Consider the following 12945-nt stretch of genomic DNA (forward strand, 5'->3'; position numbering starts at 1 on the left):
AGAGCGGCTAACAAAATTTCTCGATAAACCGTAAGCAAATCAGGGAACAAGCCAGCTTCAATAGCGCGTAATGCGTATCGAGCCGACGTTCAAAGCGAATACGCAACTTGCCGAAGCCCGCCAGCCAAGCATGCGTTCGCTCAACCACCCAGCGATGCCGACCAAGCTTCTCGCTACTTTCAACACCTCGGCGGGCAATGCGGGCCTGGATGCCTCGTCGTCGAAGGTGGTCACGACAGCGGCGGTAGTCGTAGCCCTTGTCTGCATGTAGCCGGTCCGGTCGTTTTCGTGGTTTGCCCGGTAGGCCAGGAATGGCCGGGATGGCATCGATCAGTGTCTCAAACACCATCGAATCATGCCGGTTGGCTCCAGTAATACACAGCGCCAATGGCAGGCCACGACGATCTACAACGATGTGTCGTTTGCTACCGAGCTTGCCCCGGTCGGTGGGGTTGGGGCCTGTTTGCTGGCCCCCCGGGGGCTGGCAACACTCGCCCCGTCGATGCTGACACGACTCCAATCAATCTGGTCGCATTGTCGAAGTTGCGTGAGCAATGCCAGATGAAGCTGATCCCAGAGACCTTGGAGCTGCTAATCCCGTAGTCGTCGCCAACAGGTCATACCGCTGCCGAAGCCGAGCTCCTGCGGCAGGTCCTCCCATGGGATGCCCGTGGTGAGGACAAATAGGATGCCGTTCAGAGTGGATCGATCATCCAAACGGGGGCGGCCCCTGCCACGACGGCGAGGTGGCATGGGAAGCAGCGGTTGTAACGATTTCCACAGCTTCAGGGTGACAAGTTGACGTCTCATGCCCGTCTGACAACGCTTGGCGGTGCTGAGGTCCATGGGGCGCTGTCAGGCTGGGTCAGCCTTGTACCTTGTAAACGTTGGAGGAGAGTTGCAGGGTGGCGTCGAAGGTGACCGGCGGCCGGTGCGGATGCACTTTCAGCACCGCGTCGACGCGGAAGCGCAGGTGGCGCTCCATCTCGCGCGGCGCGTCCAGGTTCACCCGCACGCGGGACAGCCGCGGCTCGTGCACTTCGATGGCGCGGCACAGTTGCTCGCGCAGCAGTTCCCGGTCTTGCGGATTGAGCAGGCTGATGCCGGACAGGTCCGGAATGCCGAAGCTCAACATGCTGTCGTGGGCCTGCGGGTACATGTCGAACAGTTCTTGCAAGGGCGCGAGCCGGGTGTTCAGCAGCGCTTCCAGATCCCGCGCCAGCGAGCGCTTGATCTGCGGCAGTTCGTACAACATGGTTTCCGCGCCGTGGCTGTTGTCCGGCTGGTCGTCCAGCAGCCGGTCCAGCACCGACGGCAGGATCTGGGCGTGGCGGCTGCTGTGCATGGCTTACAGGCCGAAAATGGATTGGAGCTGGTTGGACAGCAGCCAGCGGTAGGCGACGAAGATGCCGGCGCCCACCACCGCCAGCAGGGCGAAGTACAGCCACAGCGGCAGTTCATGGCGGACAAAGGCCTGGAAGCGTTGCGGCAGCTGCCAGTTGGGCGCGAACTCGGCCTTGCCGCCGCGCACTTGCTGGATTTCCTGGCCCAGCTTGTGGGTCAGGTAGCCCAGCTTTTCCTGGCCTTCCAGCAGGTATTTGCCTTGGAAGCCCAGCAACAGGCAGGTGTAGAACACTTCCAGCGGCTCGATATGAGCGGCCGGGTCCAGACGCAGTTGTTCCAGGCGGTTGAAGAAGCCCTCGCCGGCCAGATGCTCGCCAAACAGCCGCAGTTGCAGCGGCATGCGCTCCCATTCGTCGCGGATGTCGAACTCGGAGGACAGAATGATCTCGTCCATCAAGGCGCAAAACGCGTACTTGGAGTGGTTGATGGCGTTCTGGTCCTTGCCGAAGTTGCGCGCGTTGCGCTCGTACTGGTTCAGAAACTGGTCGACGCGGCGGTTGAACTCCACCGCGCTGCTGGGGGCGTTGCCGTCCCGGAGCAGGAACAGCAGGTAGATGCCGTCTTCCAGCATTTCGCGCAGGGTGGGCGCCGAGGCGGAGGCTACGGCCAGCGGGCGTTCTTGAAGAGTTGCGGCGGTTTGGTTCATGGCGGCCTCAGCGGAATACGGCGATCAGTTCAAGCGTCAGGTTGGAGAGCGTCTGCGGCATATAGATGCAGATGCTGCGCGATTGCAGCATGCGGCCGAAGATTTCGCCGTGCGGCTCCAACGCGAAATAGTGGTTGCCCACGCGCACCGGAATGGCGGACGGCGTTTGCGCCGCATGGCTGAGCGCCACGCCGCGCATGGCGGAGTTGAGGATTTTTTCCACGTCGTCCGGCGCGCCGATCTTCATCTTCAGCGGCACGCTGTCGATGATCTGGCTGGCCGGCAGTTCGCTCTGCACCGACAGGTAGTAATCGACGTTCTCCAGCAGGCGGTCGCTTTCCAGCCGGCCGATGTAGAAGGACGGCTTGGGCGAATGCAGCGGGATGATGGCGTAACGCGAGGAGATCACGGTTTCCAGCAGTTCGCGGATCTGCGTGTCCAGCGCGGCCAGCACGGCGTGCAGGTCGTCGTGGCGATAGGCCGGGATGTCGGACAGGGTGTAATGGGTGGAGAAGGTCTGCAGCTCGCCGCAGAATTCGGCCAGCGCCAGATACAGCTCTTCCGGATGCAGCGGGCTGGACAGCGACAGGTGGCGCAGCTTGGCGAAGTTGCGGTTGACGGTGTGCAGCAGCCAGAAGGAGCTGATGTCGCTGGAGCTGTACTCCATCACGTTCTTGGCGCGTTCGCGCTGGCCGCCGGACAGCGCCTGGTTCTTGACCAGCAGGATGTCCAGCAGGCGGCGCAGCATGTGGCTGACCTCGCGCGAGCCTTCCACCGTGGCCAGCGGAGGAATGAAGCCGCCGCCCAGGCCCCATTGGCCGGTGGCGTCTTTTTCCAGCCGGCACAGCGGAATGGCGTCGTAGCCGTCGCGGTTCTCTTCCTCGATCATCAGCCGCACGTCCAGCTCCAGCGTGGACAGATCGGCGTCCAGCGCCTGGGTGTAGAGATCGGCCACTTCCGCGCTGGCGCTTTGGAAGCGAGTGGGGCGGGACATGAGCTCGCCGTTGCGGGTGTTGCCGCCGTAGGGCTGCATATGGGCGAGACAGGCGTAAAGCGTGGTCTTGATGCCGGCTTGCGGCAAGGTGTTCAGATCGCGGGACAGCGGCAGCGGCGCGCTGGCCGGCGCCTGGAACAGCGTGCCGTCCCGGAACAGGATGGACAGCCCGTCGATGCGGACGGTGCCGCCCTTGAGCGCCTGCTCGTCCAAGACGATGTGTTGCAGGCCCCAGCCGTGGCGTTGGCTCAGTTGCTGCCGCGCGGCGACGTGCTGCTCCAGCAAGAGGGTTTGCTGTTGAAAGTGCTGCGGGCGCAGGAACATGCCTTCGCCCCAGAGCACTCGTTTGGCTTGTTGCATTACTGATACACCTTGTCTGGAAATCTACTTCAATCTCAATTGCGCCTGGAAATTCATCGGCTTGTCAGCCGGGCCTGGCCGCCGCGGGCGAAGAAGCGCATGGGCTTTGAGCCACGTCATGGCCGGAACGGCCCGCATCCGGTAATAACACCCTGTTCAAACTGTGTACACGATCGCTAAAATGCGCGACATTTTGCAGCAAGAGCGGCGCCCTTGTCATGCAAAAGAGTTTGTTAATTTTCAGCGTCGGCCCGGCGCCGCGGCAGGCTTCAGTTTCGGCTGCCGGCGCAGTCCGCCTTGGCGGACGCGGGCTGGCCGGGCAGGGTCAACGCTTTGGGTTTGATGGCTTCCAGGTGGCAATCGGCGGCGCGGAAGCTCAGGTCTTTGCTGCGGACGGCGTCGGCGTCGTACAACAGGCGCCAGAAGTGGGCGTCCGGACGGCGGAAAAAGCCGACGACGCCGATGAACTGAGCGTCTTTTTCAATGGTGACGTCTTCTAGCGTCACTTTACCACCTGGCAAAAAGGTCAGTTCTTTGCTGTTGATCAGACTGTCGCCCAGCAGTTCTGATTCAGGCTTGCCGCTGGACAGGGCCTCCATGGTCAGGCGGTTGAAAGCCTGCTGGTTTTTGAGCTGGTAGACATGCACCACCACGGACAGCGGTTTGCCTTTGGCGTCGCGGTTTAGCGACGGGCTGCCTTCCGCTTTGATGTCGATGGTCTTGGTGCTGGAACAAGCGGTCAGAGAGGCTATGGCGATGGCGTAAAATAGGGCGCGGGCCCGTTGCCAGCTGGGGCGTTTTTTCATCATGACGGCGGTTCCTAACGATTGGATTTGTGACTATCTGCTATCGAAAGTATCCCAAATTTTTGGTTTAATTGGAATGCATGCTCCGTCGCAAATTGATTTGCATACGGCGGTTAAAATCAGAGATCGGGTAGCTCAAGCTATTGATTTAAATTGTAATGTCATTTATCGTCTCGCGTCAAAATGCATTTGAACTATATCTTGCCGATCCTGGTGCTTGGCATCGTTTTGCTCCTGTCTTGGCTGGGCTGGAAATTCTTCTTGGGACAGCCCCGCATCTTGGAAGGGAGCCGCTCGCCAAAGCCTGTTCTGCCTGGGGCGGAGGCTTTGGCTGGAGCCATGGCCGCAGGGCCGGAAACACTGACTGAAAAGCGGGCGGTGAGCGCCGCTTTTTTGCGTGCGTCGCGCCGGGCGCCCAGCGCCGCCGCGCGTTACTGGCGGGTGTGGCTGCCGGTGGTGTCGCTGTTGCTGGTGGCGCTGGCGGTGGCGATCACGCTGAAATTGAATCGTTTTCATCGCAGTCCCGAGTTCGAAGCGGCAGAATATGCGCAGGGCATAAGAATTAAGCAAACGCTGTTGGAAGAAAAACTGGTGCCCCCGCCGCCGCTTCCGCCGGAAGCTTTTGTCAACGTCATAGCGGAGCGGCCCAGCTTGGGCCATGCGGACCGGGACTGGAGCAAGCTGAATCCGGAGTTTGTGCAGGTGGTGCTGCGGGTGATGGAAAAAATGAAGGCCAGGGGCTTCCCCATGGTGCTGCTGGAGGGCTATCGCAGCCCGGAGCGCCAGGACTCGCTGGCCGGGCAGGCCACGCTGGTGACCAAGGCCAAAGGCGGACAGAGCAAGCATCAATACGGCCTGGCGGTGGATTTGGCGCCGATCCGCGAAGGCAAGGTAGTGATATCGGAACGCGATCCCTGGGCGATGCAGGCTTACAACGCGCTGGGGGAAGAGGCGACGGCGGCCGGCCTGACTTGGGGCGGCAACTGGAGCTTCAAGGACTTCGGGCATATCGAGCGCTCAGGCTCGCTGAAGTCCCTGCTCAAAAAATAACGGTTTAAAAGAAGGTGGTGGGTGTTTATGAAAGGTTGGCTGCGTCACGCCAAAGTGGCTTCGGCAATCGGGTTCCTGATCCTGATCGCTTTGATCTGGTTCCTGGGGCCGTGGTTGGGCTTGGAGTCGCTGGAGGCCCGTTTGGGCTGGATTATCGGCGTCATGTTGTTTTGGGTGCTGACCCTGCTGGTGGGCCAGGTATTGGCGCGCCGCGCCGGCGGCCTGCTTGAGCGCATGCTGCGCAAGCAGGCGGACGAGGCGGTCATCAACGCCAGCTCCGACAAGCGCGCCGAGGTCACCCTGCTGCGCCAGCGGCTGCTGGGGGCGATCGACACCCTGAAGAAATCCAAGCTGGGCAGCGCCAGCGGCAGCGCCGCCTTGTACGAGCTGCCGTGGTACATGATCATCGGCCACCCGGCGGCGGGCAAAAGCTCGGCCATCCTGCAGTCCGGCCTGACCTTCCCCTTCAGCGACAAGAGCGGCATCCAGGGCGTGGGCGGCACCCGCAACTGCGACTGGTTCTTCTCCACCGAGGGCGTGCTGCTGGACACCGCCGGCCGCTACGCCACCCAGAGCGAAGATAGGGTGGAGTGGCTGGAATTCCTCAAGCTGCTGAAAAAACACCGGGCCAAGGCGCCGGTCAACGGCATCTTGATCGCCATCAGCCTGCCGGAGCTGGCGCAGCACCATAGCGAAGGCTTCACCCTGTACGCGCGCCAGATCCGCGAGCGTATTCACGAGGTCTGCAACACCTTCGGCCTCTTGGTGCCCATTTATCTGGTGTTCACCAAGCTGGACCTCTTGGGCGGTTTCGCCCAGTTCTTCCAGGACGCCAGCGACGAGGACCGCGCCAGGGTCTGGGGCGCGACGCTGAGCGCGGACCAGGGCACGGGCTTCGACGTGGCCAATGTGACCGGCCAGCAGTTCGAGCTCCTGTACCGCGGCCTGGTGCAGGCCGGCGAGGAAAAACTGATCCAGTACCGCGGCGATCAGGTCAAGCCGGCCCATTTCGCCTTCCCCATCGAATTCCACGGCCTGAAAGAGGCGGTGGTCAAGTTCGTCAAACTGCTGCACGAAGAAGACCCTTACCACGCGCGGCCCTTGCTGCGCGGTTTCTATTTCACCAGCGCCCTGCAAGAGGGTGTGCCGCGCATCGTGGCCGCCAATCGCGTGCAAGGCCAGTTCGACCTGAGCCAGGGCGGCCAGGAGATGAAGCAGGCGCCGGCGTCTTACAGCTACTTCCTGCGCAATCTGTTCCGCGACGTGCTGTTCCAGGATCAACACCTGATCTCCCGGCAGACCAAGCCCAGTGGCAGCCGCTGGCGTCTGTTCGGCATGGCCGCCGGAGTGTTGTCGCTGGCCGCGCTGGCCAGCTTCTGGACCTGGTCCTTCATCGGCAACCAGCATTTGCTGGACGAGGTGAAGGCCGAGCGCGCGCAGGCGCAAAAGCTGGCCGCCAGCGGGCAGCTGTACGACAAGCTGCGTTCGCTGCAGATCCTGCAGAAGCGCCTGGAGGAATTGCAGTCCTACCGCAAGAACGGCGCGCCGTGGCAAGTGGGCCTGGGCCTGTACCAGGGCAAGGAGCTGGAGCCGCAACTGCGCCGCGAGTACTTCGCCGGCCTGAAGGAAGCGATGCTGCGCCCGGTGCAGCGCAATCTGGAAACCACGCTGGTGGCCCTGAAGCCGGAAGCGCCCGCGCCGACGCCCGCGCCCGCTCCGGTGGTGAGCGAACCGCCCAAGCCGGCCGCGCCGGCTCCGGCGCCGTTCAAACCCAAGCCTAAAAAGCACGCGCCGCGCGGCGGCCTGCCCAATATCAACTTGAGCGCGCTGGATTGGCCGCAACGCGCCACCACCGCCAAGCTGGAAGCTTCCGCCGCGCAAGGCGAGACCGCCGCTGCGCAACGCAATCCGCAGCAGCTGGACGCCAGCTACAACGCCTTGAAAACCTATCTGATGCTGCACGAGCAGAAGCGCATGGACGAAGCGCATCTGATCGACCAGCTGCCGCGCTACTGGCGGCCTTACCTGGAAAGCCAGCGCGGCCAGTATTCGGTGGAAGAGGTGATGGCGGTGGCCGAGAAGCTGGTGGCCTTCTACGTCAGCCAGATCAAGGAAGCGGACCTGCCGCTGATCGACAACAACGCCAAGGTGGTGGGCGAGGCGCGCGAGGTGTTGCGCGGCTCCTTCAAGCGCCTGTCCGCTCAGGAGCGGGTGTTCAATGAGATCAAGGCCCGCGCCAACACCCGCTTCGCGCCGCTGACCGTGGCGCGGATCCTGGACAACCGCGACCTGGACGTGATGGCCGGCAGCCAGATGGTGGAGGGCGCTTACACCCGCGAAGCCTGGAACGGCTACGTCAAAGCCGCGATCGACGAAGCCAGCAAGGGCGAAATCCGCAGCGACGACTGGGTACTGGCCTCGTCCTCTCAGGACAATCTGGGCCGGGACGGCGACGTGGAGAAAAACCGCGCCGCGCTGGAAGCCCTGTACCGCGGCCAATACGCCGCCGCCTGGAAGAAATTCCTGATCGGCGTCACCACCCGCGACTTCAGCAACCCGGCTCAGTCCGCCTCCGCGATGGCGCGGCTGTCCGACAAGCAAAGCTCGCCTATCAAGCTGGTGCTGGCGCGCGCGGCGATGGAGACGGCCTGGGACAACCCGTCCGAGCTGAACCGCTCGCTGGAAAACGCCAAGCAGTCGATGCTGGAAAAAACCGCGGAATTCCTCAAGGGCGGCAGCGCGCCGGTCCAGGCGGACAAGGCCAAGCTGTACGGCGAAGTGGGACGCCAGTTCGCCGGCGTCGCCCAACTGGTCAAGGGCGACAATCCGCCGATCAACGCCTACCTGGATCAGCTGGCCAAGCTGAAAGCCAAGCTGGCGGCGATCTCCAGCACAGACGAGCCCGGCCCGCAGGCGCGCGCCGCCTTGCAGGCGACCCTGGGCGGTTCCGGCTCGGAGCTGGGCGACACCGCCTCCTTCGTCGACAACACTCTGCTCAGCCAGGTCACGCCGGAAACCGGCGAGATGGTGCGGCCCATGCTGGTGCGTCCGCTGACCCAGTCCTACAACGCCTTGCTGGGGCCGGTGGCCAACGACATCAACCAGGCCTGGGCCAATGAAGTGCTGCCGCAGTGGAAGCAGCTGGCCGGCAAATACCCGTTCGCGGATTCCAGCAACAGCGCCTCGGTGGCGGAGATCAGCCGCTTCGTCAAAGCCAACGACGGCACGCTGGACAAATTCATCAACAAATACCTGAACGGCCTGGTGCAGAAGAAGGGCGACCAATTGGTGCCGCGCGCCTGGGGCAATATGGGGGTCAAGTTCAACCCGGCCTTCCTGTCCAGCGTCAGCAGCCTGTCCGCGCTGGCCAACGCCCAGTTGCAAGACGGCGAGAACACCCGCTTCGAACTGCAGCCGACGCCGACGCCGGGCCTGTCCGAAATCGTGTTCGAGGTGGACGGCCAGGAACTGCGCTACCGCAACGGCCCGCAGGCCTGGCAGCCGTTCACCTGGCCGGGCAACGGCCAGAACGCCGGCGCCCGCATCCAGGTGGTGTCCTACAGCGGCGCCAGCAGCGTGGTGGGCAACCAGCCGGGCCGCATGGGCCTGATGCGTTTGCTCTCCAGCGCCAAGGTCAGCCAGGACAGCCCGGACTCCGCCCAGCTCACCTGGAACCTGCGCAAGGCCGACGGCGAGGCGCAGACGGTGAAATTCAATTTCCGCATGGTTGGCGGCGTCAATCCGCTGCAACTGAACAAGCTGTACAAGCTGACCTTGCCTGAGCGCGTGACGCTTTAAGGGAGACACATAGTCATGGCGTTCAATTTCAAGCGGGCGCAGGAAACGCCTCCGCAATTCTGCATTTTCGGCAAATTGCCGCGCCGCGGCGATTTCGTCCGCGTCAACGCCACCCACCCGGCGGCCACCCAGCTGGACCAGCTGCTGGCGCAAAGCCTGGGCGGGCTGGAATCCGGTCCGGAGGCGGTGGAGCGTTACCGCGCGATGCCGGGCACCAGCTTCGTGCTGCGCAGCCGCGACCAGATGTGGCTGTCGCTGGGCGTGATGCAGCCCAGCCGCGACGAAAGCGGCCGCAATTACCCGCTGGTGGCGGCCTCGCTGATGCCTTGCGACGCGGCCTTGCCGCCGTTGTCGGTGCTGATGCTGGCCAACGAGCTGTTCTTCTCCGGCCTTAAGGAGCAATTGAGCAGCGCCATCGACAATGCGGTGGAAATGCTGGCCTGCCGCCAGTTCCTGGAGGAGCAGTCGCTGTTCGGCATCTCCTCCGTGGCGGATCTGGATCTGGCGCAGCAGTTGCTGGAACGGCATCTGAGCGTGACGCCGGCCTCCCACCTGAGCCGGTTGTTGAGCGGCCGCGGGCTGCCTGACCTGGAGACGGTGCTGCTGGCCTTCACCTTCCACCATCAGCTGCTGCGCAAGTTTCAGGGCAGCCTGACGGCGCAGACTTATCTGCTGCCGCTGCCGGACCGCGACGGCGAAGACATGCTGGCCGCGGCCACCTGGCTGTCGCTGTACCAGGCGGCCACCGCCGGCCAGGCGGGACAGGCGGAGCAATGCCTGCTGATTCAGCGGCCGGAAGGCCGCTTCCTGGCCTTGCTGCCGGGAGATTTGAACGAACAGATCGTCGCACAGTGCTGGGGAGGGCAGTTGGACGCCCGCTTCATCGTCGACGTGGCCGAGCCGCACGCGCCGTGGCGCAACCACCAGGCCTACGCCGAAGCGGCTTACATCCTGGGGCGGAGGCTGAACGATCCGTCCATTTCGGTGGCGCAGCTGCGCGAGGTGGCGTCCAGCCTGTCGCGCAGCGTGGCCTGAGTAGTGGCGTAACACCGGAGCGGCCGGCGACATTCGCCGAGGCCGCTCCAATCAGAGCTTTGTGAACTTGAGAGAGAACCATCATGGCCAAAGAAAGCACACAGAAAAAACTGTCGCGGGTACGCCCGCCGCGCGTGCAGATCACCTACGACGTTGAAATCGGCGACGCCATCGAAACCAAGGAACTGCCCTTCGTGCTGGGCGTGCTGGGGGATTACTCCGGCCACAGCAAGGAGCCGCTGCCCAAGATGAAGGAACGCAAGTTCGTTCAGATCGACCGCGACAACTTCGACGAAGTGCTCAAGGGCATGGCGCCGCGCCTGGCCATCAAGGTGGACAACAAGCTGAAAGACGACGGCAGCCAGCTGGCGATGGAGCTGAACTTCGACGAACTGGCGGATTTCGAGCCGCAGAACGTGGTGGATCAGGTCGAGCCGCTGAAAAAGCTGCTGGACGCGCGCAAGCGCCTGGCCGACCTGCGCAACAAGATGGCGGGTAACGACAAGCTGGAAGAATTGCTGGATGAAGTGGTGCGCGATACGGAAAAGCTGAAGGCGATCAGCCAGGCCGCGCATCCGGACAAAGCGGGAGAGTGATAGATGAGCGCAGAACAACAACTTGAGGCCGGCGCGGCCGCAGCCCCGGCGGCGGCAGGCAGCCTGCTCGACTCCATCATCGAGCAAAGCCGCGTCGCCACCAACGACAACGAGAAGGGCCACACCCGCGACCTGATCGGCGAACTGGTCGACCAGGTGCTGGAAGGCAGCGTCAGCGTATCGCGCGATCTGTCCGCCAGCATAGACGCGCGCATCGCCGAAATCGACGCGCTGATCTCCTCGCAGCTGAACGAGATCATGCACCACAACGACTTCCAGAAGCTGGAAGCCTCCTGGCGCGGTCTGAAATACCTGGTGATGGAGTCCGAAACCAGCACCATGCTCAAGATCAAGGTGCTCAACGCCTCCAAGAAAGACCTGGTCAAGGACTTCAAGGCGGCACCGGAGTTCGACCAGAGCGCGCTGTTCAAGAAAATCTACGAAGAAGAATACGGCACCTTCGGCGGCGCGCCTTACGCCGGCCTGGTGGGCGATTACGAATTCACCCGCCACCCGGAAGACTTCTACCTGCTGGACGAACTGTCCCACGTGGCCGCCTCTGCGCACGCGCCGCTGATCACCGCCGCTTCCTCCGGCCTGTTCGGCCTGGAGAGCTTCACCGACGTGGGCAAGCCGCGCGATCTGGCCAAGATCTTCGACACCGTCGAATACGCCAAGTGGAAATCCTTCCGCGAATCCGAAGACTCCCGCTACGTCGGCCTGGTCTTGCCGCATGTGCTGGGCCGTCTGCCCTACGGCCGCGACAATGTGCCGGTGGAGGAATTCGACTTTGAGGAAAACGTGGACGGCAGCACCCACGAAAAATACCTGTGGACCAACGCCTCCTACGCCTACGCCGCGCGCCTGACCTCCGCCTTCGCCCAATACGGCTGGCTGGCGGCCATCCGCGGCGTGGAAGGCGGCGGCCTGGTGGAAGGCCTGCCGGCCCACACCTTCAAGACCGACGACGGCGAAGTGGCGCTCAAGTGTCCCACCGAAGTGGCGATCACCGACCGCACCGAAAAACTGCTGTCCGATCTGGGCTTCATCTCGCTGGTGCACTGCAAGAACACCGACTACGCGGCCTTCTTCGGCGGGCAATCGGTGCAGAAGGCCAAGACCTACAACACCGATTCGGCCAACGCCAACGCGCGTTTGTCCACCCAGCTGCCCTACATCTTCGCGGTGTCGCGCATCGCGCATTACATGAAATCCATCATGCGCGACAAAATCGGCAGCTTCGCCTCGCGCCAGAACGTGCAGGACTTCCTGAACACCTGGCTGGCGCAATACGTGCTGCTGGACGACTCCGCCAGCCAGGAAGCCAAAGCCAAATATCCGCTGCGCGAAGCGCGCGTCGACGTGGTGGAAGTGCCGGGCAAACCGGGCGTCTATCGCGCCGCCGCCTTCCTGCGGCCGCATTTCCAGCTGGATGAACTGACCATTTCCCTGCGTCTGGTGGCGGAGCTGCCGCAGCCGGCGGGTTAAGGCTGGAGAGCCTGCGCGCGTCCGCCGGGTTCCGGCGCGGCGGCGGGCGCGGGCGTCTTTTGGAATGGGAGGGCTCGCCTCCAATTTTTGACCTTTGTTCTAAGGAGAAGTAAATGGCTTTTGATGCATTCCTGAAAATTGACGGTATTCCTGGCGAAAGCAGCGACGACAAGCACAAAGACTGGATCGAAATCCAGTCCTTTGCCCACAAACTGGAACAGCCGGCCCAGGCTACCGCCAGCTCCGCCGGCGGCGCCACCGCCGAGCGCGTGAACCACGCCGCTTACGAAATCACCCACTTCCTGGACAAAGCCAGCCCGAAGATCTACGAAGCCTGCTGCAAGGGCCAGCACATCAAGGAAATCACCATCGAACTGTGCCGTGCCGGTGGCGACAAGGTGAAGTACATGGAGATCAAGATGGAACAAGTCCTGATCGCCAAGGTTGAGCCGCACGGTTCCGCCAACGACAACGGCTTCCCCAGCGAAAAAGTGAGCTTCACTTACGGCAAGATCAAGTGGACCTACACCCAGCAGAAACGCGCTGACGGCGCCGGCGGCGGTAACGTCAGCTCCGGCTGGGACCTGACCGCCAACAAAGCGATCGCCTAAGTCTCAGTAGCGAAGAAGTGCCAACCCGCCCACTGCCCTGGGCGGGTTGCAAGAATCTGTTCAATGTCCGCCGCGTGCGCGAGACCTTGCACGGCGAGTACCGCTTCGGAATGCTCATGCGCCCTAGGGCCAGTCCGTTTCTTCCGCTGTTTTCGCC

General features: G+C 62.9%; 10 protein-coding genes and 1 pseudogene. 6 read left to right on the top strand and 5 right to left on the bottom strand.

Features of this window, described 5'->3' with window-relative positions; genetic code table 11:
* Window positions 1–7: 7 nt before the first annotated feature.
* The 5 genes and pseudogenes from DB032_RS01810 to tssJ form a co-directional block, all read right to left on the bottom strand.
* A pseudogene (locus tag DB032_RS01810) lies at window positions 8–810 on the bottom strand (IS5 family transposase).
* Window positions 811–865: 55 nt separating this feature from the next.
* Complete coding sequence (gene tssE, locus DB032_RS01815) at window positions 866–1345, bottom strand: type VI secretion system baseplate subunit TssE (protein WP_107798020.1); 480 nt, start codon at window positions 1343–1345, stop codon at window positions 866–868.
* Between the two features lie 3 nt (window positions 1346–1348).
* Window positions 1349–2050, bottom strand: coding sequence for a type IVB secretion system protein IcmH/DotU (gene icmH, locus DB032_RS01820; protein ID WP_081548565.1), 702 nt, complete (start codon window positions 2048–2050; stop codon window positions 1349–1351).
* Window positions 2051–2057: 7 nt separating this feature from the next.
* Entirely contained in the window at window positions 2058–3404 is a 1347-nt protein-coding gene (tssK, locus tag DB032_RS01825; RefSeq protein ID WP_107798021.1) for a type VI secretion system baseplate subunit TssK, read from the bottom strand.
* Window positions 3405–3673: 269 nt separating this feature from the next.
* Complete coding sequence (gene tssJ / locus DB032_RS01830; RefSeq protein WP_107798022.1) at window positions 3674–4213, bottom strand: type VI secretion system lipoprotein TssJ; 540 nt, start codon at window positions 4211–4213, stop codon at window positions 3674–3676.
* A 186-nt stretch (window positions 4214–4399) separates the two neighbouring features.
* On the opposite strand from tssJ, the gene DB032_RS24525 reads away from it, so the two are divergent.
* From DB032_RS24525 to DB032_RS01860, 6 genes are all read left to right on the top strand, one after another.
* On the top strand, window positions 4400–5260 hold the full coding sequence (locus tag DB032_RS24525; RefSeq protein WP_227106722.1) for a M15 family metallopeptidase: 861 nt from the start codon (window positions 4400–4402) through the stop codon (window positions 5258–5260).
* Between the two features lie 27 nt (window positions 5261–5287).
* A complete protein-coding gene (gene tssM, locus DB032_RS01840) occupies window positions 5288–9058 on the top strand; it encodes a type VI secretion system membrane subunit TssM (RefSeq protein ID WP_233246636.1) in 3771 nt (1256 codons plus the stop codon).
* 15 nt (window positions 9059–9073) lie between these two features.
* Complete coding sequence (gene tagF, locus DB032_RS01845; protein WP_107798024.1) at window positions 9074–10093, top strand: type VI secretion system-associated protein TagF; 1020 nt, start codon at window positions 9074–9076, stop codon at window positions 10091–10093.
* Window positions 10094–10176: 83 nt separating this feature from the next.
* Window positions 10177–10689, top strand: coding sequence for a type VI secretion system contractile sheath small subunit (gene tssB, locus DB032_RS01850; RefSeq protein WP_107798025.1), 513 nt, complete (start codon window positions 10177–10179; stop codon window positions 10687–10689).
* Window positions 10690–10692: 3 nt separating this feature from the next.
* On the top strand, window positions 10693–12177 hold the full coding sequence (tssC, locus tag DB032_RS01855; RefSeq protein WP_107798026.1) for a type VI secretion system contractile sheath large subunit: 1485 nt from the start codon (window positions 10693–10695) through the stop codon (window positions 12175–12177).
* A 113-nt stretch (window positions 12178–12290) separates the two neighbouring features.
* A complete protein-coding gene (locus DB032_RS01860; RefSeq protein WP_043640831.1) occupies window positions 12291–12788 on the top strand; it encodes a type VI secretion system tube protein Hcp in 498 nt (165 codons plus the stop codon).
* Window positions 12789–12945: the final 157 nt, after the last annotated feature.

Source organism: Chromobacterium sp. Panama (genome assembly GCF_003052555.1).
In the GTDB taxonomy this organism is placed as follows: domain Bacteria; phylum Pseudomonadota; class Gammaproteobacteria; order Burkholderiales; family Chromobacteriaceae; genus Chromobacterium.

Bases quoted from the DNA above. Each gene is read 5' to 3' on its own strand.
- tssJ (WP_107798022.1), bottom strand. From the start codon at position 4,213: ATGATGAAAAAACGCCCCAGCTGGCAACGGGCCCGCGCCCTATTTTAC.
- tagF (WP_107798024.1), top strand. From the start codon at position 9,074: ATGGCGTTCAATTTCAAGCGGGCGCAGGAAACGCCTCCGCAATTCTGC.
- DB032_RS01860 (WP_043640831.1), top strand. From the start codon at position 12,291: ATGGCTTTTGATGCATTCCTGAAAATTGACGGTATTCCTGGCGAAAGC.
- tssK (WP_107798021.1), bottom strand. From the start codon at position 3,404: ATGCAACAAGCCAAACGAGTGCTCTGGGGCGAAGGCATGTTCCTGCGC.
- tssC (WP_107798026.1), top strand. From the start codon at position 10,693: ATGAGCGCAGAACAACAACTTGAGGCCGGCGCGGCCGCAGCCCCGGCG.
- icmH (WP_081548565.1), bottom strand. From the start codon at position 2,050: ATGAACCAAACCGCCGCAACTCTTCAAGAACGCCCGCTGGCCGTAGCC.
- tssM (WP_233246636.1), top strand. From the start codon at position 5,288: ATGAAAGGTTGGCTGCGTCACGCCAAAGTGGCTTCGGCAATCGGGTTC.
- tssB (WP_107798025.1), top strand. From the start codon at position 10,177: ATGGCCAAAGAAAGCACACAGAAAAAACTGTCGCGGGTACGCCCGCCG.
- tssE (WP_107798020.1), bottom strand. From the start codon at position 1,345: ATGCACAGCAGCCGCCACGCCCAGATCCTGCCGTCGGTGCTGGACCGG.